The sequence below is a fragment of the Brevundimonas alba genome (genome assembly GCF_011927945.1).
GTDB lineage: Bacteria > Pseudomonadota > Alphaproteobacteria > Caulobacterales > Caulobacteraceae > Brevundimonas > Brevundimonas alba.
This window is the reverse complement of record NZ_JAATJM010000002.1, coordinates 737,430-760,854: the sequence shown is the minus strand read 5'-3', so window position 1 is coordinate 760,854 and position 23,425 is coordinate 737,430. Positions and strand designations below refer to the sequence as shown.

The 23,425-nt window shown below is 69.3% G+C and carries 23 protein-coding genes; 6 read left to right on the top strand and 17 right to left on the bottom strand.

What is annotated here, in order from left to right:
- Nucleotides 1-4: 4 nt before the first annotated feature.
- Together metF and GGQ87_RS14290 are read right to left on the bottom strand one after the other, a co-directional pair.
- Nucleotides 5-958, bottom strand: coding sequence for a methylenetetrahydrofolate reductase [NAD(P)H] (gene metF / locus GGQ87_RS14295; protein ID WP_168048874.1), 954 nt, complete (start codon nucleotides 956-958; stop codon nucleotides 5-7).
- Nucleotides 955-1,917 carry an ArsR/SmtB family transcription factor gene (locus GGQ87_RS14290; protein ID WP_168048873.1) on the bottom strand — a complete coding sequence of 321 codons (963 nt, stop codon included), beginning with the start codon at nucleotides 1,915-1,917 and terminating at the stop codon, nucleotides 955-957. Before GGQ87_RS14290 ends, metF begins: the two co-directional genes overlap by 4 nt.
- Before the next feature lie 106 nt (nucleotides 1,918-2,023).
- On the opposite strand from GGQ87_RS14290, the gene GGQ87_RS14285 reads away from it, so the two are divergent.
- The gene (locus tag GGQ87_RS14285) at nucleotides 2,024-2,515 is read left to right on the top strand and encodes an EF-hand domain-containing protein (protein ID WP_168048872.1); all 492 of its coding nucleotides are present in this window, start codon (nucleotides 2,024-2,026) and stop codon (nucleotides 2,513-2,515) included.
- Between the two features lie 6 nt (nucleotides 2,516-2,521).
- On the opposite strand, the gene GGQ87_RS14280 is transcribed toward GGQ87_RS14285, so the two are convergent.
- The 4 genes from GGQ87_RS14280 to GGQ87_RS14265 all read right to left on the bottom strand — a co-directional run bounded on the left by GGQ87_RS14280 (nucleotide 2,522) and on the right by GGQ87_RS14265 (nucleotide 5,829).
- Nucleotides 2,522-3,355: a DUF6065 family protein gene (locus GGQ87_RS14280; protein WP_168049310.1), complete on the bottom strand. Its 834-nt coding sequence runs from the start codon at nucleotides 3,353-3,355 to the stop codon at nucleotides 2,522-2,524.
- A gap of 132 nt (nucleotides 3,356-3,487) precedes the next feature.
- Nucleotides 3,488-4,420 carry a 2-hydroxyacid dehydrogenase gene (locus GGQ87_RS14275; protein WP_168048870.1) on the bottom strand — a complete coding sequence of 311 codons (933 nt, stop codon included), beginning with the start codon at nucleotides 4,418-4,420 and terminating at the stop codon, nucleotides 3,488-3,490.
- 45 nt (nucleotides 4,421-4,465) lie between these two features.
- Nucleotides 4,466-4,825 carry a hypothetical protein gene (locus GGQ87_RS14270; protein WP_168048868.1) on the bottom strand — a complete coding sequence of 120 codons (360 nt, stop codon included), beginning with the start codon at nucleotides 4,823-4,825 and terminating at the stop codon, nucleotides 4,466-4,468.
- 65 nt (nucleotides 4,826-4,890) lie between these two features.
- Nucleotides 4,891-5,829, bottom strand: coding sequence for a LysR substrate-binding domain-containing protein (locus tag GGQ87_RS14265; protein ID WP_168048866.1), 939 nt, complete (start codon nucleotides 5,827-5,829; stop codon nucleotides 4,891-4,893).
- A 112-nt stretch (nucleotides 5,830-5,941) separates the two neighbouring features.
- Here GGQ87_RS14265 and GGQ87_RS14260 point away from each other — a divergent pair, with 112 nt between their 5' ends.
- Nucleotides 5,942-6,124: a hypothetical protein gene (locus GGQ87_RS14260; RefSeq protein WP_168048864.1), complete on the top strand. Its 183-nt coding sequence runs from the start codon at nucleotides 5,942-5,944 to the stop codon at nucleotides 6,122-6,124.
- 15 nt (nucleotides 6,125-6,139) lie between these two features.
- Nucleotides 6,140-7,933 (top strand): PHA/PHB synthase family protein, encoded by a 1,794-nt coding sequence (locus tag GGQ87_RS14255; protein WP_168048862.1) that lies wholly within the window; start codon nucleotides 6,140-6,142, stop codon nucleotides 7,931-7,933.
- 79 nt (nucleotides 7,934-8,012) lie between these two features.
- Here GGQ87_RS14255 and GGQ87_RS14250 read toward each other — a convergent pair whose 3' ends face one another.
- A complete protein-coding gene (locus GGQ87_RS14250) occupies nucleotides 8,013-8,198 on the bottom strand; it encodes a hypothetical protein (protein ID WP_168048860.1) in 186 nt (61 codons plus the stop codon).
- Between the two features lie 132 nt (nucleotides 8,199-8,330).
- Here GGQ87_RS14250 and GGQ87_RS14245 point away from each other — a divergent pair, with 132 nt between their 5' ends.
- The gene (locus tag GGQ87_RS14245; protein WP_168048858.1) at nucleotides 8,331-11,330 is read left to right on the top strand and encodes a DNA methyltransferase; all 3,000 of its coding nucleotides are present in this window, start codon (nucleotides 8,331-8,333) and stop codon (nucleotides 11,328-11,330) included.
- 237 nt (nucleotides 11,331-11,567) lie between these two features.
- On the opposite strand, the gene GGQ87_RS14240 is transcribed toward GGQ87_RS14245, so the two are convergent.
- Both GGQ87_RS14240 and ettA read right to left on the bottom strand, forming a co-directional pair.
- The gene (locus GGQ87_RS14240) at nucleotides 11,568-12,182 is read right to left on the bottom strand and encodes a hypothetical protein (protein ID WP_168048856.1); all 615 of its coding nucleotides are present in this window, start codon (nucleotides 12,180-12,182) and stop codon (nucleotides 11,568-11,570) included.
- Between the two features lie 68 nt (nucleotides 12,183-12,250).
- Nucleotides 12,251-13,918 (bottom strand): energy-dependent translational throttle protein EttA, encoded by a 1,668-nt coding sequence (gene ettA / locus GGQ87_RS14235; RefSeq protein ID WP_168048854.1) that lies wholly within the window; start codon nucleotides 13,916-13,918, stop codon nucleotides 12,251-12,253.
- Nucleotides 13,919-14,084: 166 nt separating this feature from the next.
- Here ettA and GGQ87_RS14230 point away from each other — a divergent pair, with 166 nt between their 5' ends.
- Nucleotides 14,085-14,693 carry a cupin domain-containing protein gene (locus tag GGQ87_RS14230; protein WP_168048852.1) on the top strand — a complete coding sequence of 203 codons (609 nt, stop codon included), beginning with the start codon at nucleotides 14,085-14,087 and terminating at the stop codon, nucleotides 14,691-14,693.
- Nucleotides 14,694-14,706: 13 nt separating this feature from the next.
- On the opposite strand, the gene GGQ87_RS14225 is transcribed toward GGQ87_RS14230, so the two are convergent.
- The 4 genes from GGQ87_RS14225 to GGQ87_RS14210 all read right to left on the bottom strand — a co-directional run bounded on the left by GGQ87_RS14225 (nucleotide 14,707) and on the right by GGQ87_RS14210 (nucleotide 17,858).
- Nucleotides 14,707-15,057, bottom strand: coding sequence for a hypothetical protein (locus tag GGQ87_RS14225; protein WP_168048850.1), 351 nt, complete (start codon nucleotides 15,055-15,057; stop codon nucleotides 14,707-14,709).
- A 96-nt stretch (nucleotides 15,058-15,153) separates the two neighbouring features.
- A complete protein-coding gene (locus tag GGQ87_RS14220) occupies nucleotides 15,154-15,765 on the bottom strand; it encodes a TIGR02466 family protein (protein ID WP_168048848.1) in 612 nt (203 codons plus the stop codon).
- Between the two features lie 9 nt (nucleotides 15,766-15,774).
- Nucleotides 15,775-17,043 carry a metal-dependent hydrolase family protein gene (locus GGQ87_RS14215; RefSeq protein WP_168048846.1) on the bottom strand — a complete coding sequence of 423 codons (1,269 nt, stop codon included), beginning with the start codon at nucleotides 17,041-17,043 and terminating at the stop codon, nucleotides 15,775-15,777.
- Nucleotides 17,044-17,099: 56 nt separating this feature from the next.
- Complete coding sequence (locus tag GGQ87_RS14210) at nucleotides 17,100-17,858, bottom strand: tRNA1(Val) (adenine(37)-N6)-methyltransferase (protein ID WP_342448375.1); 759 nt, start codon at nucleotides 17,856-17,858, stop codon at nucleotides 17,100-17,102.
- Nucleotides 17,859-17,972: 114 nt separating this feature from the next.
- Here GGQ87_RS14210 and GGQ87_RS14205 point away from each other — a divergent pair, with 114 nt between their 5' ends.
- Nucleotides 17,973-18,989: a polyprenyl synthetase family protein gene (locus GGQ87_RS14205; RefSeq protein ID WP_425339285.1), complete on the top strand. Its 1,017-nt coding sequence runs from the start codon at nucleotides 17,973-17,975 to the stop codon at nucleotides 18,987-18,989.
- Here GGQ87_RS14205 and GGQ87_RS14200 read toward each other — a convergent pair.
- The 4 genes from GGQ87_RS14200 to GGQ87_RS14185 form a co-directional block, all read right to left on the bottom strand.
- Nucleotides 18,986-20,191, bottom strand: coding sequence for a pyridoxal phosphate-dependent aminotransferase (locus GGQ87_RS14200; protein ID WP_168048844.1), 1,206 nt, complete (start codon nucleotides 20,189-20,191; stop codon nucleotides 18,986-18,988). The genes GGQ87_RS14205 and GGQ87_RS14200 overlap by 4 nt on opposite strands.
- 79 nt (nucleotides 20,192-20,270) lie before the next feature.
- The gene (locus GGQ87_RS14195; protein ID WP_168048842.1) at nucleotides 20,271-20,828 is read right to left on the bottom strand and encodes a hypothetical protein; all 558 of its coding nucleotides are present in this window, start codon (nucleotides 20,826-20,828) and stop codon (nucleotides 20,271-20,273) included.
- Nucleotides 20,829-20,833: 5 nt separating this feature from the next.
- Entirely contained in the window at nucleotides 20,834-22,690 is a 1,857-nt protein-coding gene (locus tag GGQ87_RS14190) for an LVIVD repeat-containing protein (protein ID WP_168048840.1), read from the bottom strand.
- 23 nt (nucleotides 22,691-22,713) lie between these two features.
- The gene (locus GGQ87_RS14185) at nucleotides 22,714-23,358 is read right to left on the bottom strand and encodes a DUF305 domain-containing protein (RefSeq protein ID WP_168048838.1); all 645 of its coding nucleotides are present in this window, start codon (nucleotides 23,356-23,358) and stop codon (nucleotides 22,714-22,716) included.
- Nucleotides 23,359-23,425 lie beyond the last annotated feature (67 nt).

The window sequence follows — 23,425 nt, the reverse complement described above, 5'->3', positions numbered from 1 at the left end:
CGGCTCACGCGTGGGCCCGCTGCTCGCGCACGCCCAGCACCCGGCAGATGGCGTAGACGAGGTCGGCGCGGTTGAGGGTGTAGAAGTGGAAGTCGGCGAACCCTTCCTCCTGCAGCCGGGCGCAGGTTTCGGCGGCGACGGAGGCGGCGATCAGCTTGCGGGTCTCCGGATCGGCGTCCAGCCCCTCGAAATGCGCGGCCAGCCAGTCCGGCACCGAGGCGCCGCAGCCCGCCGACATCCGCTTCAGTCCGGTGAAGTTGGTCACCGGCATCACGCCGGGGATGATCGGAATGGTGACGCCCGCCGCCCGCACGCGGTCGCGGAAGCGGAGGAAGGCGTCGATGTCGAAGAAGAACTGGCTGATCGTGCGCGTCGCCCCGGCGTCGACCTTGGCCTTCAGCACATCGATGTCATGCGCCAGCGAGGGGCTCTCGGGATGACCCTCGGGATAGCAGCCGACGCTGATCTCGAAGCCGCCCCGGCCGGCCACCGCGGCGGTCAGTTCGGTGGCGTTGGCGTAGCCGTCCATGCGCGGAACATAGGCCCCGCCGATGCCGCTGCCGCCCGGCGGATCGCCGCGCAGGGCCACGATATGGCGCACGCCCGAGGCGCGGTAGCCGTCGATCACCGCGTCGACCTCGTCCCGGCTGGCCTCGACGCAGGTCAGGTGGGCCGCGGGCGTCAGATCGGTCTCGTCGAGGATGCGCTGGACCGTCCGGTGCGTGCGCTCCCGCGTCGAGCCGCCGGCGCCGTAGGTGACGGAGACGAAGTCGGGCTGCAGCGGGGCCAGCCGGGTGACCGCCTTCCACAGGGCCGCCTCGGCCTCGTCCGACTTGGGCGGGAAGAATTCGAACGACACGCGCGGCCGCGAGGAATCCTGCCCCGCGCGGGCGACCGGACCCAGCGGCGACAGCAGCAGGGCGCGGGCTTCGGCGAGGCTGAGGGCGGCGGCGCTCATGCGACCGCGGCCTTGGCCTCGGCCGATCGTTCGGCGGTCCAGATGACGACTGTCAGGCCGTCGGTGTCCGGGGGCAGGGCGATCGGCGCGGACGAGGTCAGGCCCGCCTCGCCGAGCCAGCGCTTCATCTCATCGTCGGAGAAGCCGAGGCGGCGGTGCTGATGCTCCTCGCGCAGGTGTTCCAGCGCATGCGGGGCGAAGTCGACGATCAGCAGCCTGCCGCCCGGCATGACCAGACGCGCGGCCTCGGCTACGGCCGTCGACGGATCGGCGAGGTAGTGCAGCACCTGGTGCACCAGCACCAGATCGGCGCTCTGCTGCGGCAGGCGGGTGGCGAAGATGTCGCCGTGGCGCAGCTCGACCTTGTCCAGCCCGGCCCGGGTGACGTTGGCGCGGGCGATGTTGAGCATGTTCTGGCTGAGGTCGAGGCCGAGCGACATCTTCGCCTTCTTGCCGAGCAGGGTCAGCATCCGTCCCGAGCCGGTGCCGAGATCCACGACGCGCTCGAACGGCCCTTCGCCGGCCGCCCGGAGGATAGCCGCCTCGACGGCGGTTTCGCAGACATAGAGCGAGCGGATGCGGTCCCACTGCGGCGCGATGCGCTCAAAATAGGCGCCGGCGGCGACCTCACGGTCCCGGCGGACTTCCTCCAGCCGGCGGTCGTCGACCTCGCCGGCGGCATCGTCGAGGACGTCCAGGACGGTGTCGATCAGGCGGCGGGCGGGCGCGTCCGAGGTCAGGCGATAGAAGACCCGGGCGCCGTCCGGGAAGCGCTCGATCAGGCCCGCGTCGGTCATCAGCTTGAGGTGGCGCGACACCCGCGGCTGGCTCTGGTCGAGGATGCGCGACAGCTCCATCACCGACAGTTCCTCGCCGGCCAGAAGCGACAGGACGCGGAGCCGGGTCGGCTCGCCCACGGCGCGCAGGGCCTCGACGGTCTGGTCGGCGGTGAGTGACATGAGATAATATAAGGATATCCTTATATGCTTATGCAAGCGGAAACCGCTGGCGCGGAGGCGGGTTCAGGCACAATCTGGCGGGGTCGCAGTAACGCGGAACCGTTCGATGACTCTTCAGACCCAAGCCTTGGCGGGTGCGCTCGGCGCCCTGCTGATCCTGTCCTCTCCGGCGATGGCCCAGGCTCGGGCCCAGACTGCGCCGCAGGGCGCTCCACAGCCCGGCGGCGGCATGGGCGGTCCGCGCACCCTCGCTGACGTACCGACCTTCGCGGACCGGCTGTTCGGACGCCTCGACGCCAATCAGGACGCCGCCATCACCGGTGACGAACTGGCGGTGCTGAGCCGGGGACCCGCCGGAAGCATGGGCGGCGGCCGCCTGCGCACGGCCATCTCGCAATCCGACGCCAGCAACGACGGCCGCATCTCGAAAGACGAGTTGACCGCCGGCATGCAGCGGATGTTCACCCGTATGGACGCCAACCACGACGGCACGCTGTCCGGCGACGAGCTCCCGCGTCCCCCGACGCCTCCGGCCGCGCCGTCCATGCCGATGCCCTCCGCCGAGCCGGAGCCGATGCCGGACATGCCCGGCGGCTGAGGCCGGTCAGTCCTTCGCGGGCGTCTTCAGATTGGCCGCGTTGACCGCGGACCAGCCCTTGAAATCGACCGTCGGGAAGTGCGGGGCGGGGGGCGGCGGCGGCGCGTCGGGCAGGGCGGCCAGACGCCGCTTGTTGACGTGCCCCTCGGGCCGGGCCTCGGCCTGATCCGGGTATTCGCCGCGGAAATAATAGCGCTGCCACGCCTGTTTGATCGCCTCCGGGTCGCCGTCGGCCATGCTGTTGTTGAACAGGGTCCGGGTCTCGCGCCACGTTTCGTACTGGCGCGCCAGATCGGCGTCGTCGTCCATCGACACCCGCACCGGCTCGAAGGCCTCGATGCGGCGGTGCTCGACCGGCTGGATGAAGCAGAACGGCTCGTCCTTCTCGAACCGAACCTTGCCGGGCGCGGTGAAGGCCCAGTTCATGGTGAAGGGGTAGGGGAGCCAGTCGGTCTCGACCAGGCCTTCCAGCGGCGACAGCCCGTGCTTGAACCGGTTCGGACTGCCCGAGGCGCGCAGCGCCCAGCCGGGCGGGGTGCGGAACAGCCAGCCGGTGTGGAAGGTGATCACGCCGTGGGTGAAGTGCGACGCCGCGAAATGATCGAACAGGGTGGCGTCGGCGTCCGGCGTGAAGGTGATGGCCTCGGCCCCGAGCCCCCCGTCCCATTCCGCCTCGAACCCGAACGGGCACAGCAGCTCCCAGCCCGTCGTATTGGCCATGCTCAGGGGCAGGCAGCGGTAGGGGTGACGAGCCGTGAAGGCGTCCATCCAGTCGCGGTCAGGCCGGCCGGGGACCAGCTGCGGCGGCGAGGGTCGGGTCGGGAAGCACTCGAGCGTCAGGGGCGGGCTCGCGTCCGGCGAAAGCTCTGACGACGGGGCGGGGGACAGGGTTTCGGACAAGAGGTGACTCGCGGCGACAGGGCGAGCCCGACTATGCCACGACCCGGCGGCCGCGCCAGTGTCCGGACCTGATCAGCTGTGCGGAACCGGCGTCTTCAGCGGCTCGCCCGCGAACGCGGCCTGCAGGTTCTGCACCAGCAGCCCCAGCATGCCCTGCACCGCCTCCGTGGTGGCGCCGCCGGTGTGTGGCGTCAGCACCGTATTGGGCACATCGGCCCAGCGGGCGGCGTCGGTCGGCTCGTCCTCGAACACGTCCAGCGCCGCCTGACCCAGCCGGCCATCCTTGAGCGCCGCAATCAGCGCGGTCTCGTCAATGAGCTGTCCGCGGGCGACGTTGACCAGCAGGCCGGACGGCCCCAGCGCCTCGATCACCTCGCGCGAAATCAGGCCGATATTGCTGTCGTCGGCCTTGCAGGCGACCACGAGGATGTCGCTGTCCCGCGCGAGATCCAGCAGGCTGCCGGCGCGCGGCCAGGCCGCCGGCTTGTCCCTCGGGCCCCACCATTTTACCGTCATGCGCAGGGCTTCGCCACGGCGGGCCACCGCCTCACCGATGGATCCCAGGCCGACGATGCCGAGCCGCTGGCCGTTCAGGGAGGGGGTGATCATCTTCGAGTCGGGCGTCCAGCCGCCGCTCCGCAGGGTGCGATCGCCGGCCGCGATCTGACGGCGCGCAGCGAGGATCAGGCCCAGGGCGTGATCAGCGACGTCCTCGTGGTTCACACCCGGCGCGTGGGTGACGGGCAGGCCCCGCGCCCGGCACCAGTCGACGTCGATCCGGTCATAGCCCGAGGTGAAACAGGCGATCAGCTGCAGGTTGGGCAGACTCTCGATCAGCGCCTTGTCGAGCGGAAACTCCCCGGCGACCACGAGGGCCCGGATGTCGTGGGCCGCCTCCAGCGGCGGGCCTTCCCAGAACCGGTAGACGTCCCACACGCTTTCGAGAAACGCAGTCAGCGGCGCGAGGTGGCGCTGCATGATGAGCAGGGCGGGGCGGTCGGTCATCGCGGGATTAGACCAGCCCCGGCCGCCTGCGCCAAGCGGCGCCCGTCAGAACCAGCCGTTCTCGCGATAGGCCGGCAGGCCGGCCAGTCGCCCGTCCGGATCCAACGCGATCATCCAGTCGCCGACGAATGGCAGATGGCTCTCCAGCCGCGCCTCAAGCCCGACGAACAGTGGCCCGGGGTCTTCGGCTCCGGGCAGGACCAGCGGATCGTCGGCGAATTTGAACGCCTCGGCGCCCGGCAGGACGAGGGGCTGGTCGTCGACAATGGCCGGCAGGACGAAGCCGTCGTCGACGAACACCGTCGGGATCACCTGCGGGCCGTTCGCCGCCTTGGCCGCCGACTCCAGCGGGGCCGGAGCGCCGTAGGTCAGGGTGGTGGTGGTGTTGTTGGCGTAGCGCAGCACCTCGATGGAGGTGACGAAGGTCGAGCCGTCCGCCCGGATTACCGGAGCTTGGCGCGCCTGCGGGCTCAGGCCCCGGTTGAGTCGAGCGTTGCGGCCGGGTCGGTTCCGCCACCGGTGAGCAGCCGGCGGTCGGTCCTGACCGCCCCGGTGATCATCGCCGTCACCGCCTTGATCCGCGCCAGCGAGCGAAGATCGGCGTGGACGACCAGCCAGAGGCTGCGGTCCAGATGCACCGCGTCCGGCAAAACGCGCCTCAGTCCCGGCTCCCGCGCCCCGATGAAGTCGGGCAGGACGCACAGGCCCGCGCCGGCCAGCGTGGCCTGCAGCTGGGCGATCAGGTTCGAGCTCTGCAGACCCACGTGAATATCCACGTCCGGCGCCTGCATATAGTCCAGCTCGGGGGCGTACAGCAGGTCGCCGATGTAGCCGACGAAGCGGTGACCGGCCATGTCGGCGCGGGTGCGTATCGGCGGCCGCGCGTCCAGATACGACGGGGAGGCGTACAGGCTGAGGCCGTAGTCGGTCAGCTTGCGCGCGACCAGTCGACCCTCCCGCGGCGGGCTCAGCGTCACCGCGATGTCGGCCTCTCGCTTTGACAGGCTGACGATGCCGGGGATGGCGACCAGCTGGATCTCGAGCCCGGGATGCCGGTCCGCGAAGCTCGCCAGCAGCGGGGCGATGAAATAGCTGCCGAACCCCTCCGGGGCCCCGATCCGCACCGCGCCGGTCAGGGCCTGATCCGCCTCGCCCACCTCGCTGGCCGCCAGCAGCGTCAGGCTCTCGATCTTCTCGGCGGTCGGCATCAGCCGCTCGCCGTGGGCGGTCAGGGCGTATCCGGCCGGGCTACGGTCGAACAGCCGCGCGCCAATCGCCGCCTCCAGCGCCGCGATGCGCCGCGACACCGTGGTGTGATCCGCGCCCACCCGTGCCGACGCCGCCGTCAGCCGGCCGGTCCTCGCCACGGCGAGAAAGGCGCGCAGGTCATTCCAGTTGAAGTCGGACACGTGAGCGCTCCTGTGCAAAAACGCACAATGATTTAGCAGAAGCCAGCATCGTCATAACATATTAGCCGTGCGATAACGACGTCATCCCAAGCTCAGCCGTTGGAACACCGTCATGGCCTTCGACGCCGCCGCCTTTTCGCCCGCCGCCCGCACCATCGCCCCGGTCGCCCGTCTGATCGAGGCCGCGCCCGCGCCCTGCCCGGAGTGGACCGCCCAGAACCCCGACCGAGCCCTCGCGTTGCTGTTCGTGGCGCCGCAGGATTGCGCCGCCGTCGACGTTCTCGTCTCGCTCTAAGCGGAAGACCGCCCCATGCCCGCCTCGACCGCCGCGCCGATCCCCGCCATCCCCGATCCCGAGGTCGCAGCCGAGAGCCTCACCGCCCTGATGGTCAACGCCGCCGCGGCGATGCGCACCACCTGGATGCAGGCCGTGACCCCGCAGGCGCTGCCCTACGATCCGACCACGATCGCCCGCGCCATGTTCGACTTCAACGTCGCCGTCATGACCAACCCCGCCGCCGTGCTCGAGGCGCAGGCGAAGGGCTGGAGCGACTGGACCGCCCTGTGGCGCACCATGGGCGAGCGCGTCATCGCCGGTTCGGAACCGGCCCCCGTCGCCGCCCCGGCGAAGGGCGACCGCCGCTTCAGCGACCCCGCCTGGACCGAGGAGCCCGTCTACGACTACCTGAAACAGTCCTATCTGCTCGCCGCCCGCCAGCTGCAGGACTTCGTCGCCGCGGCGCCGGTCGATGACGCCACCCGCGCCCAGGTCGACTTCGCCAGCCGCCAGCTGATCAACGCCCTGGCCCCGACCAACTTCCCGCACACCAATCCGCAGGTCGCCCGCCGCACCATCGAGAGCGGCGGCCTCAGCCTGATGACCGGCCTGTCGAACCTGCTGGAAGATGTGGCGAAAGGGCAGGGGCTCGTCACCCGCCGCGCCCCCAACGACTTCGAACTGGGCGTCAACGTCGCCGCCACCCCCGGCGCCGTGGTGTTCAGCAATGAGCTGTTCGAACTGATCCAGTACGCGCCCGCGACCGACAAGGTCTATCGCCGCCCGCTGCTGTTCATCCCGCCGCTGGTCAACAAATACTACCTCTTCGACCTGACGCCCAAGGCCAGCTACCTCGGCTGGCTGGTCGAGCAGGGCCACACCGTCTTCGTCATCTCCTGGGCCAACCCGGACGAGAGCCACGCCGACACCGGCATGACCGACTATGTGAAGCGCGGCGTCGTCGCCGCCCTCGACGCCGTCGAGTCCGCCACGGGCGAGCCCGACGTCGATCTGGTCTCCTACTGCCTCGGCGGCACCCTCTCGGCCATGACCATGGCGTATCTGGCCGCGACCGGTCGCGCCGAACGCATCGCCTCGGCGACCCTGATCGCCACCCTCGTGGACTTCGGCGACATGGGCGAATGGTCGGTGTTCACCGGCGAGAACGACCTCAAGGCCTTCGACCGCTATCTGGACGAGCGCGGCTATGTCGAGGCGCACGACCTCGCCAAACTGTTCTCCACGGTCCGCGCCAACGACCTGATCTGGTCCTCGGTGGTCAACCACTACCTGCTGGGCGACGAGGTCCGCGCCTCCGACCTGCTGTGGTGGTTCGACGACGGCTCGCGCATCCCGGCCCGTATGCTCAAGGAATACGGCCGTCAGGTGCTCAAGGACAACCGGCTCAAGGAGCCGAACGGCATCGCCATCGACGGCGTGGCCCTCGACCTCTCGGCCATCAAGACCCCCGTCATGATCGTCGCCCTCAGGGACGACCACGTCGCCGCCTGGAAGAACACCTACGCCGGCCGCCACTTCTTCGGCGGCCCGACCCGGTTCCTGCTCGGCGGCTCCGGCCACAACGCCGGCATGATCAACCCGCCCGCCGCCAACAAGCACGGCTACTGGACCAACGACGAGGCCCCCGCCGATGCCGACGCCTGGCTCGCCGGCGCCGAACAGAAGCCCGGCTCCTGGTGGCCCGAATGGCAAGGCTGGCTCGACGCCGCCGCCGGCGACGACAAGGTCAAGGCCCGCAAGGTCGGGGCCGGGAAACTGAAGGCGGGCGCCGCGGCGCCGGGGACGTATGTGCGGGTGAAGCACTAGCGCCGGATCAACCCTCTCCCGGCGGGAGAGGGAGGGGCCCGACCGCGCAGCGGTTGGGAGGGTGAGGGGTTAAGGGGCGTTAGTCCTTGCCGTCGCGCCGGTCCGGCTCCTTGGCGACGCCCTTGAATGGACCTTCGCTGGACTTGCGTTCCATGAACTGGCCGGAGCGCTCGTCGCGCTTCTGCCAGTCGCCGTTGGGCTGCTGGAACTGCGTGCGGCCCGTTACGGCGCCGCGGCGGAAGTCGTTACCCGTGTTCTTAGCCATGGCAGGCTCCGTTGGTGAACGTAAGGGGAACATAACGCAGATTCGAAGAATGGTGAAATGTGCGTCAGCTGCACATTGCGTGGCATGACGGGTCAATCCGGGCGAAGGTGGAATCGGAGAATCGGGGGCGGCGTGACAGCGGCGGAATTCATCAGCAAGTGGAGCGATGCGACCCTGCGCGAGCGTCAGGGGTCGCAGGAGCATTTCCTCGACCTGTGCCGGCTGCTGGGACAGCCCACGCCGGCCGAGGATGATCCGCACGGCGAGCGCTACTGTTTCGAGCGCGGCGCGACCAAGGCCGGCGGCGGCGACGGCTGGGCCGACGTCTGGCGGCGCGGCTGTTTCGGCTGGGAATACAAGGGACCGCACAAGGACCTGAACGCGGCCTATCGTCAGCTGACCATCTACGCCTCCAACCTGGAGAGCCCGCCCTATCTGGTCGTGTCGGACATGGCCCGGATCGTGATTCATACCAACTGGACCAACACCGTCAGCCGGGTGATCGAACTGTCGCTGGAGGACCTGCGCGAACCGGCGAAGCTGGACCTGCTGCGGCAGGTGTTCGAGGGCTCGGACCGGCTGAAGCCTTCAGTGAGCCCGCAGGAGCTGACCGCCAAGGTGGCGGCCCGGTTCGGCGAACTGGGGCGGCGGTTGCAGGACCGGGGCCATGCGCCGCGCGATGTGGCGCATTTTCTCAACCGGCTGGTCTTCTGCATGTTCGCCGAGGACGCGCAGCTGTTGCCGAAGAAGCTGTTCACCCGGCTGATCCGCAATACGGAGCGGCGGCCCGATCAGGCGGCGATGCAGCTGGACCAGCTGTTCGTCACCATGAGCACCGGCGGTTTCTTCGGCGTCGATGCGATCCACTGGTTCAACGGCGGCCTGTTCGACGAAGCTCCGGCGCTGCCGCTGGAGCCCATCGACCTGAAGCTGATCGGCGACACCTCGGACGAGCATGACTGGTCGGAGATTGACCCGGCGGTGTTCGGCACCCTGTTCGAGGAGGCGCTGAAGGCGACGCGCCAGCGCGCCGCGTTGGGCGCGCACTACACCGACCGGGAGAAAATCCTCAAGATCGTCGATCCTGTCATCGTCTGGCCGCTGACGGCGGAATGGGAAACGGCGCTGGCCGGGATCAAGGCGCATGGCGCGGCGATGAAGGCCGCCGATGCCGAGCGCAGGGCCGTCATGGACGCGGCGGGCGAGGCGATGAAGGCCGACCCGGCGGCGGCGCGGGCCGGGGAGGCGGCGCGCCGTAAGAAGCTGACCGCCATCGCGCGCAAGCGCGACGCGGCCTTCGGTGCGGCGAAGGACCGGCTGGAGGCGTTTCTGGCGCGGCTGGCGGCCTATCGGGTGCTGGACCCGGCCTGCGGGTCGGGGAATTTCCTCTATGTGGCGCTGCACGCGCTGAAGGACCTTGAGCTGCGGGCCATCATTGACGCCGAGCGGGCGGCGGGCGTGCCGCCCCCGGCACCCCGCGTCGGCCTGGACTGCGTGCGCGGCATCGAGATCGAGGCCTACGCCGCCGAACTGGCCCGGGTGACGCTGTGGATCGGCGACCTGCAGTGGATGCGCAAGAACGGCTATTCGGCCTATGCCGAGCCGATCCTGTCGAAGCTGGAGCAGATCGAGAACCGCGACGCCCTGCTGAATCCGGACGGGACCGAGGCGGCGTGGCCGGAGGTTGATGTGATCATCGGCAATCCGCCGTTCTTGGGCGGCAAGCGGATGCGCGAGGGTCTGGGCGACGACTACGTAGAACGGCTGTTTGCGACGTATCGCGGACGGGTGCCGGCGGAAGCGGACTTCGTCACCTACTGGATCGAGAAGGCTTGGCGTGAGGTCGCGGGTTCAAATCCTGAGCCCGCACCCAACACTACTCTGCCGTCCGCCAACTCGGCGCGGCGCGTTGGTCTGGTCACGACCAACTCCGTGCGCGGCGGGGCGAGCCGCAAGGTGCTGGAGCCCATCGCCGACGCCGATGCGATTTGGGAAGCGTGGGCCGACGAGCCGTGGATTCTGGATGGCGCGGCAGTGCGCGTATCGATGCTCGGCTTTGGCGAGGGCTTTCTGGAACGGCGGCTGGATGGGCGGTCGGCTGACGCAATCAACGCCGATCTGACGTCCAGTGACGCCGATCTCACCAAGGCCGCGCGATTGAAGGAGAACGCCGCCGTCGCTTTCATGGGCGACACCAAGGGCGGGTCATTCGACGTGTCCGGCGAACAGGCCCGGGATTGGCTTCGCCTGCCGCTCAATCCGAACGGGCACCCAAACAGTGACGTTCTGAAGCCATGGCGTAACGGCATGGATGTGACGCGACGCCCCTCCGACAAGTGGATCATCGACTTCGGCTGGACCATGACCGAGGCGGAGGCATCGCTCTATGAAGCACCATTTCGGCACGTCTTGTTGTTTGTGAAGCCGGAAAGGGACCGAAACAACCGGGAGGCCTACCGCCTGAATTGGTGGCGCCATGTGGAAAGCCGCCAAGGCTTTTGGCGCGCCTTAGGGGCGCGAAGCCGCTACATCCAAACACCACGAGTGGCGACGTACCGCTCGTTCGTTTGGAGCAACTCTCATGTCTGCCCAGACTCAGCAACTATCGCGGTTACCCGCGACGATGACACCACCTTCGGCATCCTCCACTCCCGCTTCCATGAGCTCTGGTCGCTGCGGATGGGGACCTGGCTCGGTGTTGGCAACGACCCTCGCTACACCCCCTCGACCACCTTCGAGACCTTCCCCTTCCCCGAGGGGCTGACCCCGAACATCCCGGCCGCCGACTACGCCACCGACCCGCGCGCGGTCGCCATCGCCGAGGCGGCCAAGGCCTTGAACGAGCTGCGCGAGGCGTGGCTGAACCCGGCCGATCTGGTGCGGATCGAGCCCGAGGTCGTGGCCGGCTATCCCGACCGGGTGCTGCCGGTCAGTGAGGAGGCGGCGAAGACGTTGAAGACCCGCACCCTGACCAACCTCTACAACCAGCGCCCGGCGTGGCTGGACATGGCCCACAAGCGGCTGGATGAGGCGGTCGCCGCCGCCTATGGCTGGCCCGCCGATCTGTCGGACGACGCGGTGCTGGAGCGGCTGTTCGCGCTGAATCAGGAACGGGCGGCCGCAGGGCGGTAGCAGAGGGGCGGAGGCGATGGTGAAGCACGGCACGACCGAGACAGGCTATGTGAACCGCCGGGGCCAGACTGTTCTGCGGGCGACCGTCAGCCGGGCAATGACCATAACCAGCGAGTCTACGTGCTGCGTTGCGGCGCCTGCGCCCACGAGTATGGAGCCAACGGTTCCGACATCTGGCAGCGCCGTTGTCCGGCGTGTGACGGTGGGGCCGCTGGGCTCGCCTGCTAGCCAGCGCCTTCACCGCCGCCGCCCGCGCTCTGTCTCCGCCGCTCGCCCCTCCACCCAGTCCTTCAGCCCTGCTTCCCCCGTCGGGTCCGCCCGCATCGCCAGTTCCGCCTCGCTCAGCTTGCTCCAGCGCGCGTGCAGGGTCTGGATGGTCACGGTCTCGGTCAGGGCGCCGGCCCGGGCGGGCTGGGCCGTGTCCCACCGCGCGAGGCCGTCGGCGTTGGCGGCGCGGGCGTCGGCCACGTCCTGCTGCACCAGCACGTATTCGCGCGTGGCCTTGAGCAGGGACGACGCCTCTGCGCCGCGGCCGGCCATCAGCGCCGCGCGGGCGCGGGCCAGCACCGTTTGCAGCAGGTCGCCTTCGAAGGATGGGGCGTCCGCCGCCGCCGGGGCGGCGGGGAGGGTTATCGGCGGCCCGCCGGGGCCCGCCATCGCCCGCGCATCGGCCAGCGCCCGCTTGCTCCAGCCGTTGCGGGCGATGGTCTGCCGCAGGTTGTGCAGGCCGATGCCGTGCCGGTCGGCCACCTTCTGCGCGGTCATGCCGCCCAGATAGTCGGCGCGGGCCAGCTCCCATGTCGGGGCGCTGACCATCCGGTAGGGCGCACGGATCCTGGGTTTGCGGGGCACGGCGACGCTCCTGTGCGGAATGTCGCCAATCTACCCCTTACACCCGTCAGAAACGGTCGTGGTTGTATCTACCGCCCGAATTTCTGGAACTTGATCCGGTGCGGGATCAGGCTCTCGACGCCGAGGCGGCGCTTCTTGTCTTCCTCATAGGCCTCGAAGTTGCCTTCGAACCATTCGACGTGGCTGTCGCCCTCGAAGGCGAGGATGTGGGTGGCCAGACGGTCGAGGAACCAGCGGTCGTGGGAGATGACCACGGCGCAGCCGGCGAAGCCTTCCAGCGCCTCCTCGAGGTTCTGCAGCGTCTCGATGTCCAGGTCGTTGGTCGGTTCGTCGAGCAGGATCAGGTTGCCGCCGGTCGCCAGCGTCTTGGCCAGGTGCACGCGGTTGCGCTCACCGCCGGACAGCTGGCCGACCTTCTTCTGCTGGTCGCCGCCCTTGAAGTTGAAGCTGCCGACATAGGCGCGGGTGTTAATCTCGCGCTTGCCGACCATCATGATGTCGGTGCCGCCCGAGATGGCCTGCCAGATGGTCTCGTCCGGTTTCAGGTCGTCGCGGCTCTGGTCGACATAGGCCAGTTTGACCGTCTCGCCGACGCGGATGGTGCCGCCGTCGGGCTCTTCCTGACCCGTGATCATGCGGAACAGGGTCGACTTGCCGGCGCCGTTCGGACCGATGACGCCGACGATGCCGTTGGGCGGCAGCTTGAACGACAGGCCGTTGAACAGCAGCTTGTCGCCGTAGGATTTCTCAAGGTTCTCGACCTCCAGCACGACATTGCCGAGGCGCGGGCCGGGCGGGATCTGGATGACGGCGTGGGTCTGGGCGCCGCGCATGCTCTCCTGCTCGTCCACCATCCGCTCATAGGCGGCCAGACGGGCCTTGGACTTGGCCTGACGGGCCTTGGCGCCCGAGCGCACCCATTCCAGTTCGCGGGTGAGGGCGCGCTGGCGGGCTTCGGATTCCGACTGCTCCTGCACGACGCGCTTCTGCTTGGCCTCCAGCCACGAGGAGTAGTTGCCCTCGTGCGGGTGGCCCTTGCCGCGGTCCAGCTCCAGCGTCCACTTGGTCACGAGGTCGAGGAAGTAACGGTCGTGGGTCACCAGGATGACGCAGCCGGGGAAGTTCTCGAGGTGGTGCTGCAGCCAGGCCACCGACTCGGCGTCGAGGTGGTTGGTCGGTTCGTCGAGCAGCAGCATGTCGGGCTTGGACAGCAGCAGCCGGGCCAGGGCCACGCGGCGCTTCTCACCGCCCGACAGGTTGGTGACCTCCCAGTCGTCGGGCGGACAACGCAGGGCGTCCATGGCCATTTCGATGCGGCTGTCGATGTCCCAGACGTCGCCGGCGTCGATCTTTTCCTGCAGGGCCGTCATCTCGGCCATCAGTTCGTCGGTGTATTCCTCGGCCATTTCCATGGCGATGGCGTTGAAGCGGGAGACCCACTGCTTCTCCTCGCACCAGGCCTCGACGTTCTCGCGCACGTTCAGGGCGGGGTCGAGTTGCGGCTCCTGCTCCAGATAACCGCGCTTGACGCCGTCGGCGGCCTTGGCCTCGCCGGTGAACTCGTTGTCGAGCCCCGCCATGATCTTCAGCAGGGTCGATTTACCCGAGCCGTTGACGCCGACCACGCCGATCTTGGCGTCGTTGTAGAAGCTCAGCCAGATGTTCTCGAAGATCTTCTTGCCGCCGGGAAAGGTCTTGGTCAGACCCTGCATCTGGAAAATATATTGCTGCGCCATGAGGTGCGTCGCGCCTGTCGTCTGAAGTGCGGGGGAGGTTGGCGCGGGGTGTAGCGACCGCGCGCCGTCAGGGCAATCTATAGCGGCCGGGCAGGGCGGTTTGATGGCGCGGCGCGGAGGTCGCCATCTGTGCTAAACTGGACGCCCGCCCGACGGAGACGCGCCGATGAAATGGTCACGCCCGCGAACCGCCGCTTTCGCCAGCCTCTGCATTCTGACGGGCAGTCTCGAGGCCGCGGCGCAGACCGCCCCCACAGCCGGCGAGTTCCGGGTTGTCAACGTGGCTGAACGGGCCGTCGCCCGCCTGCCCGACGGTCCCCTCTATTGGCGGGTGGAGAGCGCGCCCGGTCCCGTCGCGGGAACCGCCGCCGGCGACTTTTCCCTGTCGGCGGAGGCTGACGGGCGTGCGTGGCTGTTCACCCTCGGGCCGCAGGGCGCGCGAACGCCGGGCTGGCGACTGGAGGCGGAGATTGGACCGGCGCCGGTCCCCGAGGCGGCGGCCTGGACGCTGCGCCTGAATCGCGCCGGAGGTCCGCCGGGCGCTCGCACGCCTGTGCACGCCCATCCCGGATCGGAAGCCTTCTATGTCCGCAGCGGTCAGCTTTGCCAGCGCACCACGCATGGCGACGCAGAGGTTTCCGCGGGCCAATCGATGAACGGCCACCAACCCGGCGCGGTCATGCAGCTCACCAGCTGTGGCGAGACCGATCTCGATCAGTGGGTGATGTTTGTGCTGGACAGCGACCGGCCGTTCTCCGTCCCGGCCAGCTTCTGACCAGATCCACCGGTCAGGCGTCGCTCGGCGTGAAATCCGGGTCCGGAAGATAGCGGGCGCCGACATAGGCCACGGCCAGCCACAGCGACGTCCATAGAGTCCAGATGACCACCGCCAGCGAAACGTCGGCGTTCGCCGTGCCCGCCGCGGACACCTGACCGATCAGGCCCACGGCGGCGGCGGCCACCGCGGCGGCATAGACCACGATCCTCGACCACGGGCGGCAGGCCAGCAGGGCGATCGCTCCGACGATCAGCAGCACACCCGTCAGCAGCCACGGGAACTGGGGCACCCACAACCCGAGGGTCATGTGGAAGCCGCTGTAGAGGAGCAGGATCACGCCGGTGGCGCGGGGCAGGAACATGTCGGCATCAGTCAGGGCGAAAGGCCCAAGTCAGGCGGCGCGATCTTCGCCGATCAGCGTTGGCGCCCGGTTAACCGGCATTCTTAACGCCGGCGGTCAGGCGTAGTTGAAACTGACCGATATGCGCTCCCTCTTCGCGGCGTTCGGCGGCACCTCGTGGCGCAGCCAGCTTTCCCACATCAGCACCGTGCCGGCCTGCGGGGCGAGATAGACGAACGGTTTCTCGGCCTCTGGCGCGTCGGCGTGCACCGCCGGCCGGGCCATCATCATCGGCAGGCGCGGATCTTCCAGCTTCAGGGCCGATGCGCCATCCGGCACCTCGACATAGACGGTGCCGCTCAGGAAGGCGTGAGGGTGGATATGGCCCGAATGGCCGCCGCCGGGCTTGAGGATATTGACCCACAGGCTGTCCAGCCGCGGTTTGCGCGCCAGATCGAAGTTCAGCGCCCTGGCGTAGGCGACGGCGTGCCGGTCCAGATGCCGCTTCAGCTCGGCGAACTCGGGCAGGCGGTGCGGCAGGTCGGTCAACGAGCCGTAGGAGGTGTAGCCGCGATAGCCATGCTCGCGGCACCACATCCGGCCGGCCTGGTCCTCGGCGGCCAGCATCCGGCAGGCGTCAGCGAGGGCGGCGTTGAAGTCGGCGAAGCCTGGGCCAGCGGCGAGCGAGGCTTCGTAGACCTGGGTGACGAACAGGGGGCGCAGGGACATGGCGGCTGTCTAGCGCGCGGATGCGGCGTCGTCCCGCACGATGACGCCGTCCTTCATCACCAGCCGGACAGCCCGCACGGCCGCGATGTCCCGTGTCGGATCGCCCTCGACCGCCACGAGGTCGGCCAGCAGCCCTGCCCGCACCGCGCCGAGCCGGTCGTCGATGCCGAAGATGCGGGCGTTTCCGGAGGTCGCCGCGCGCAGGACATCCGCGACCGGCATGCCCCCGGCGACCATCAGTTCCATCTCGCGAGCGTTCTCGCCGTGCGAATAGACGCCGACGTCGCCGCCCATGCACATGGTCACCCCGGCCTCCAGCGCCTCGGTGAACATCCGGCGCTTGGCCAGAACGCCCGCGGGCGCCGGCTCCTGACCATTCCAGCCGCGGTAGCGGGTGATCGCGTCCGTCGCGGCCAGGGTAGGACAGAAGGCCACGCCGCGGTCGCGCATCAGGCGGAAGATCTCCGGCGTTCCGGCGTCGCCGTGCTCGATCGTGTCCACGCCGGCTAGGATGGCGCGTCGCATGCCTTCCTCGGTACCCGCGTGCACCGCGACCTCGCGCCCGGCGGCGTGGGCGGCGGCGACAGCATCCGCAATTTCCTGCTGGGTGAAGGTGGGCCGGCTCGGCTCCCCGGGGCCCCAGCGGTAGTCGGCGTAGAGTTTGATCACGTCCGCGCCCGCGCCGATCTGGCTGCGCACGACGCGCAGCAGGTCCGGGCCATCGGCTTGCTCGGCGCCCAACGGCACCGGCACGCCCGGTTCGAATCCCTTGGGTCCGTACGCGCCCGTCGCCACGATGGCTCGGGTGGAGGTCAGGATGCGCGGGCCCGGCACAATGCCCTGCTCGATCGCCTGCTTGAGCCCCAGGTCGGCGTAGCCCGCCCCCTCGGTGCCGAGGTCGCGCACGGTGGTGAATCCGGCCATCAGAGTGTCACGCGCCGCCACGGTCGCTCGCGCCGTGCGCAGGGCCAGCGGCTCGTGCAGCACCTGGTCGTCCCAGCTGGCCTCGTTGTAGGGGTGCAGGAACAGGTGCGAATGGCCCTCGATCATGCCGGGCATCAGCGTCAGTCCGGGCAGGTCGACGACGGTCGCCCCCTCGGGCGCGGTCAAGTTCGGCCCGACCGCCTCGATGGTCTTGCCGCGGACCAGCACGGACCAGCCCTCATGCGGCCGCGCCTCGGCGCCGTCGAACACCCGCGCCGGCCGCAGCAGCACGGCGTCCTGGGCCGCCGCCGGAGCCGCGAGGATGAGAGCCAGAAGAAAGATGATGATCCGCATCGTGCCGCCCTCGTTCAGTCGGCACTCAAGCGCGCGTCGTCAGCCCAGGCAAGTCGTCACCAGTCCAGCGCCGCCTCGCCGCGCAGAATGGCCTCCGCCTCGGCCGTGTGTTTCCCGCCCGACCGGTCGTGAAGCACCAACGGCGGCAGCAGCCGCAACGGAGCCTTGCCAGTCTTGATCGCCTGCACCAGCACCCGTTTGGCGGGCTCATCGGCATAGGGATGCACGGGTCTGATGGCGAACGATCCGGCCGTCTCGCCCAATAGCGCCAGCAGGTCCGCCAGCCTGTCCGCGCGGTGAATCACTACGATCCGTCCGCCCTCGCGCACCGCCTTGAGCAGGAAGCGCGTCCACGCCGCGAGCCCATCCTCCGCCATCCAGGCGCCGTGCTTGCCCGGGGAGGGCGCCCGCAGCGCCCCGGGATCGTCGAAAAACGGCGGATTGCTGATCGCTCGGTCGAACGGCTCCAGCCCCAGCGTCCGGAAACCGGCCGCCACGTCGCCCTCCAGAATCGTCGCCTCAGTCCCGTTCAGCGCCGCATTCTCCCGCGCCAGCGCCGCCATGACCGGATCGCGCTCGACGCCTGCCAGCGTCAGGCCCGGCATCCGCGCCGCGGCCTGCATCAGCACGGCGCCCGCGCCGCAGCCCGCCTCGATGACCCGCTCGCCCGCCTTCGCGCCCACCGCGGCCGCCAGCAGCGCCGCATCCATGCCTGCGCGATAGCCCTTCGCCGGTTGGCGCAGCCGGACGCGGCCGCCCAACAGGGCGTTCTCGACGATGTCTCCGTCCTGCGGAGGGAACGGTGCGACGGTCACGCGGCTTGACCCTTCATGGCCCGGTCACCATTGTGCGCCGCGTCGCCGCCCTGCAAGCGGCGGCTGGATTTTCAGGCGTGATCCTCCCCCCGCGCCCCGCCCGTGAGTTCTCCTTTGGACGCTGTCACCGTCGCCGATTCCCGCCCCAAGGGAGACGTTGAGCCGCTGGTGCGGCTGGCGAAGGACGACATGGCCGCTGTCGACGCCCTGATCGTCGAGCGGATGCAGTCGCAGGTGCCGGTGATTCCGCTGCTGGCCGAGCATCTCGTCTCGGCGGGGGGCAAACGCCTGCGCCCGCTGCTGACCGTGGCCGCCGCGCGGGCGTCCGGCGCGTCCGACGACATTGACTCCTCGCGCAAACTGGCCGCAGCGGTCGAGTTCATTCACACCGCCACCCTGCTGCACGACGACGTCGTCGATGGTTCGAACCTGCGCCGGGGCAAGACCGCCGCCCACCTGATCTGGGGCGCGCCCTCCAGCGTGCTGGTCGGCGACTTCCTGTTCGCCCGCGCCTTCGAACTGATGGTCGAGACGGGCCAGATGCGGGCACTGGGCATTCTCGCCACCGCCTCCAGCGTCATCTCCGAGGGCGAGGTCCTGCAGCTGACGCGGGCTCACGACCTGAACCTCGATCAGGACACCTATCTGCGCATCATCTCGGCCAAGACCGCCGAACTGTTCGCCGCCGCCGCCGAGGCGGGCGCGGTGGGGGCCCTTGCCGATGAGACTGCCGTGCAGGCCCTGCGCGCCTACGGCCTGAACCTCGGTCTGGCCTTCCAGCTGGCCGATGACGCACTCGACTACGGCGGCTCGTCGGAAGTGCTCGGCAAGAACGCGGGAGACGACTTCCACGAGGGCAAGGTGACTATGCCCCTCCTGGTCGCCGCCGCCCGCACGCGCGGCCGCGAGGATGCCTTCTGGGAGCGCACCATCAACAAGGGCGAGCGCACCGACGACGACTTCCGCCGCGCCCGCGAGCTGATCGTCGGCACGGGTGCGATCGGCGCCACGCTGGACACCGCCTGGGACTACGCCGCCGCCGCCCAGGATGCGCTCAAGCCGCTGCCCGCCAGCGAATGGCGCACCGCGCTGGAGCAACTGGCCGACTTTGCGGTCAGCCGGGCGTCCTAGCGCAGGGAGGCGCAGAACCGCTGAATGCGGCGGCAGGCTTCTTCCAGCACGTTTTCCGAGGTCGCATAGCTGATGCGGAAATAGGGGCTGAGGCCGAAGGCGGAGCCCTGCACCACGGCCACGCCTTCCGCGTCCAGCAGTTCCGCGGCGAACGCATCGTCTCCGTCGATGACCGCGCCGCCCTCGGTCCGCTTGCCGATCAGACCCTCGATGGACGGATAGACGTAGAAGGCGCCCTCCGGCGTGGAGCAGCGAATGCCCGTCGCCTGGTTCAGCATCGACACGACCAGATCGCGGCGCGCCTCGAAATGCTTCGCCCGCTCGGCGATGAAGTCCTGCGGCCCGTTCAGCGCCTCGACCGCCGCCCACTGGCTGATCGCCGAGGGGTTGGTGGTGGTCTGGCCCGCCACCTTGCGCATCAGGTCGATCAGGGGCTTCGGACCGCCGCCATAGCCGATCCGCCAGCCCGTCATGGCATAGGCCTTGGAGACGCCGTTCACCGTCAGCGTCCGCTCGAACAGGTCGGGCGCGACCTCGGCGATCGTGCGGTAGTCGAAGTCGCCGTAGATCAGGTGCTCGTACATGTCGTCGGTCAGCACCCAGACCTGCGGGTGGCGCCGCAACACCGCCGCCAGCGCCTCCAGTTCGTCGCCCGTATAGGCGGCGCCGGTCGGGTTGGAGGGAGAGTTCAGGATCAGCCATTTGGCGCGCGGCGTGATCGCGGCCTCCAGCGCGGCCGGCTTCAGCTTGAAGCCGTCCGCCTCGTGCCCGACCACGGTCACCGGCTCGCCGCCGGCCAGAAGGACCATGTCGGGGTAGGACACCCAGTAGGGCGCCGGGACGATCACCTGGTCGCCGGGCGACAGCGTCGCCACGAGAGCGTTGTAGATCACGGTCTTGCCGCCCGGCGCCACGTGGATCTGGCTGGTCTCGTAGGACAGGCCATTCTCGCGCTTGAACTTGGCCGCCACGGCCGCCTTCAGCTCGGGGATGCCATCGACATCGGTGTATTTGGTCTCGCCGCGCCGGATCGCCGCGATGGCGGCTTCCTTGATGTTCTCCGGCGTGTCGAAGTCCGGCTCGCCGGCGCCGAGGCCGATGACGTCGCGTCCCTCACGCTTCAGCTCGCGCGCCCGGGCGGTGACCGCCAGCGTCGCCGAAGGTTTTACGCGGGCGAGGGCGGCGGACTGCAGGGTGGACATGGCGACTCCCGGAACGGAGCCCATTCCTTACGCAGTTGCGAAAGGCCGATCAAATGCCGAGCCCGTCACCGTCCGCCGATCACCCGGCGGCGGGCAAATACTCCGGCGGAATCGGCGTGGCCGGCGTTTCGCCCAGCCAGTAGACGCTGAGAATCCACCAGCGGGTGCCATCGTTGAACAGCTGGACGCTGTTGATCCCGCGCGCGAACGGAGCGGCGTCCGACAGCGTGTGCAGGCTCTCGTAGGTCGTCCAGACATGCATCATGTGGCCGAACCGCTCGGTTCGCCGGGCGATCTCGCGCTCGTGAAAGCCGTCGCGCATGAGGATCGGGCCGCTGCGGGCGATGTAGTCGTCCGGCGTGATCGAACGGGCCACGCCCACGCCCTGCGGATTGACGCCGGAGGGCATCAGCCGCGCTGTCGGATGGAACAGCGAGCGGAACCGGTCCCAGTCCCGCTCGACCCCGGCGTCTCCCGAGATCACGTCGTACAGCGCCGCGACGATCGCCTCGGGCGAGGCGACGTCGGCAGGCTGCGCGGCCGGTGTCTCAGCCGGTGCAGGGGCGGCAGGCGTCTGGGCGACCGCCGGAGCGGCGCAGCCCAGAGCCAGTACGGCGGCGAGGACGGGGAGCCGCATCGCCGTCAGCCCCGCTGTCCGAGCCGCCCGAACAGTTCGGACAGCGCCTTCAGCCGCGCGCCGTCGGCCTTGGCCGCGTTTTCGGGAATGACCGCCAGCGCGCGGGACAGCTCGCCCGCGCCAGCCTTGTCGACCCTTCCGCCGCGCCACTGCTCGACCGCGGTACGGACGCGCCCGGCCAGACCGGCCTCGATGCCGTTGGACCGCGCCAGCTGGTCCAGGTAGGCCTGCGCCACGTCGGGGCTGTCCTCCCACACCGGTCGGGTCTGGGTCTGCGGGTTGATCGTCTCGGCCATGATCCGCTCGGCGGCGGCGATTTCCGCCGCCGACAGGTTGTCGCCCGGCTGGAGACGCAGCACGTCGAGGCCGCGGGCGATCTCGCTGGCGTAGATGCGGCCGTTGAACCAGTAGGCCGACCAGTGGCCCGCCACATACATCCGGTTCGCGTCCACGGGGCCGCGGTCGAAATAGGCGACCTCGAACGGCTTGGCCGGATCGGTGAAGTCCACGATCGAAATGCCGCCCTGATACCAGGCCTGGACCATCAGATCGCGGCCGGGGACCGGGATCAGAGAGCCATTGTGGGCGACGCAGTTTTCAGCCGCTGTCTGGACCGACGGCAGTTTGAAGAAATTCTTCCCGACCAGACGGCCATCCTCGATCGTGGCGATCAGGTCCGCGCCCCAGGTCGCCGGATCCTGGGCCCGGCAGCGCGCACCGACGCCGCCGCCCCATTCATCCGTGAACAGGATCTTGTCGCCGGCGGCGTTGAAGGTCGCCGAGTGCCAGTAGGCCATGTCGGGGTCGAACAGTTCCGAGACCCGCGACGGATGTTCCGGGTCCGAGATGTCGAGCAGGATGCCGTTGCCGCTGCAGGCGCCCGCCGCCAGACCCATCTCCGGATAGACGGTGATGTCGTGGCACTGGTTGGTCGGGCCCGACTCCTGACCGGCGACGCCGTAGCGGCCGCCTTTCCAGAGCCCGGCGATCTCTCCCGTCTCGCGGTCGGCGAAGATGCGGGGCCGACTGACGATCGCCGCCTGCTCCGGCGCGTTCAGCGGCACCTTGATGACGTCGATCGAATAAAGCGCCGTCTCGGCGTTCTGCCCGGGCTCGCCGTCGCTGCAGATCGAGAGTTCGCCGCTCTTGCGCACGCTCGAGGTGCCCGAGTTGTAAATGTAGAGCACGTTCGGATCGGTCGGGCTGGGCACCTGGGTGTGGGTGTGCGACCCACGGCAGGTCTGGACGGCGGCGATCTGGCGCGGCGCGCTCAGGTCGCTGATGTCGAAGATGCGGATGCCGCGGAAGCGTTCGGCGTTGACGTCGCCCTCTGCGCCCCGGGCGCTGCAGTCCAGCCGGCCGCGGTTCTGCTCAACCGACATGAACAGCAGATTGCCGTGGATCGACAGGTCGCCCTGACCGCCCGGGCAGACCACCGACAGCACCAGCTCCGGCTCGCCCTGCGTCACATCATAGGCGTTGAAGCCGTTGAAATTCCCGACGAACAGCCGACCGCCCGACATCGCCATGTCGCTGTTGGCCAAGGCCAGCGGGCTGTATTTCGGAGCGGGCAGGGGCTGCGCCGTCCCGGCCTCGACCGCGGCCGCCCGGGCGCGCATCGCCGCAGCTTCCTCAGCGGTCGGCGGGCCCCACAGCGAGTCCGGATCGAAGAAGCCCGGCGCCGGCGCGACCGAATACTCCAGCGTCAGGCCTGAGGCGGCCTGTCCGGCGTCCCGCAGGCCGGCGGAGAGGGCGGAGCGGGCGTCGGGGCCCACGGCCGGCGATTGCGCCTGCGCCGCCACGGCCCCGAACAGGACGGTGGCCGCCGCGGCGGAGCTCAACAGAAGACTGCGAATGTTCATGGTCGCCCCTCGGATGGATCGGTTCAAAGCTCGGACAGAATGGACTGCATGCGCAGGATTTCGGCGGACTGATCCGCGTTCACGGATGTGGCGAAGTCGGAGATGGTCGGGTCTTCCCCCGCCTGGGGATCGTCCAGCAGAGCGTCGACCATGTCCAGCGCGCCCTGATGGTGCTGGATCATGCCCTGCAGAAACAGCCGGTCGAACTCCGGACCGCTCGCGGCGGCCAGAGCCGTCATCTGCGCCGGCGTCAGCATGCCCGGCATCAGAGGCGCATCCGCTCCCATCGCCATATGGCCTGCATGCCCCGCGTGAGGGTCGGCGGCCGCCGTTGGCAACGCCCGGCTGCCCAGCCATTCCTGCATCAGCGCCATTTCTGCGGCCTGGCTCTGTCCGATCCGCTCGCCAAGCCGGCGCACGAGAGGGGAGGCGCCCCGGCTCTCCAGCAGGGCCACCATCTCCACCGCCTGGGTGTGGTGCACGATCATGTGCTGCATGAAGCGGACGTCGGCGTCGACGTAGCCGGTCCGGCTCAGCTCGACCGCCTCGGCGGCGCTGACCACCCGCGAGCCCTGACCCGGCGCGCCCGGATTGAAGATCGGCGGAGTCTGGCCCACGACCGGCGCCGCGATCACCGCCGCAACAAGAAGGGCTGTGGTCAGGCTCAAACTCGCTGCTCCGGCCGTCCGAAAGTCATGGAGGCGACACTAGGCGGCGGCGTCCGCCGTCGGCAAG

Coding starts and splice junctions, on each gene's coding strand:
- GGQ87_RS14225 (WP_168048850.1), bottom strand. CDS start 15,057: ATGTTCCTGCCCCGCGCCACCGGCGTGATCCTGCTCCTCTACAGCGGC.
- GGQ87_RS14195 (WP_168048842.1), bottom strand. CDS start 20,828: ATGCGGCTCCCCGTCCTCGCCGCCGTACTGGCTCTGGGCTGCGCCGCT.
- GGQ87_RS14260 (WP_168048864.1), top strand. CDS start 5,942: ATGGCCTTCGACGCCGCCGCCTTTTCGCCCGCCGCCCGCACCATCGCC.
- GGQ87_RS14215 (WP_168048846.1), bottom strand. CDS start 17,043: ATGCGGATCATCATCTTTCTTCTGGCTCTCATCCTCGCGGCTCCGGCG.
- ettA (WP_168048854.1), bottom strand. CDS start 13,918: ATGGCGCAGCAATATATTTTCCAGATGCAGGGTCTGACCAAGACCTTT.
- GGQ87_RS14220 (WP_168048848.1), bottom strand. CDS start 15,765: ATGTCCCTGCGCCCCCTGTTCGTCACCCAGGTCTACGAAGCCTCGCTC.
- GGQ87_RS14230 (WP_168048852.1), top strand. CDS start 14,085: ATGAAATGGTCACGCCCGCGAACCGCCGCTTTCGCCAGCCTCTGCATT.
- GGQ87_RS14250 (WP_168048860.1), bottom strand. CDS start 8,198: ATGGCTAAGAACACGGGTAACGACTTCCGCCGCGGCGCCGTAACGGGC.
- metF (WP_168048874.1), bottom strand. CDS start 958: ATGAGCGCCGCCGCCCTCAGCCTCGCCGAAGCCCGCGCCCTGCTGCTG.
- GGQ87_RS14290 (WP_168048873.1), bottom strand. CDS start 1,917: ATGTCACTCACCGCCGACCAGACCGTCGAGGCCCTGCGCGCCGTGGGC.
- GGQ87_RS14275 (WP_168048870.1), bottom strand. CDS start 4,420: ATGACCGACCGCCCCGCCCTGCTCATCATGCAGCGCCACCTCGCGCCG.
- GGQ87_RS14285 (WP_168048872.1), top strand. CDS start 2,024: ATGACTCTTCAGACCCAAGCCTTGGCGGGTGCGCTCGGCGCCCTGCTG.
- GGQ87_RS14190 (WP_168048840.1), bottom strand. CDS start 22,690: ATGAACATTCGCAGTCTTCTGTTGAGCTCCGCCGCGGCGGCCACCGTC.
- GGQ87_RS14255 (WP_168048862.1), top strand. CDS start 6,140: ATGCCCGCCTCGACCGCCGCGCCGATCCCCGCCATCCCCGATCCCGAG.
- GGQ87_RS14200 (WP_168048844.1), bottom strand. CDS start 20,191: ATGTCCACCCTGCAGTCCGCCGCCCTCGCCCGCGTAAAACCTTCGGCG.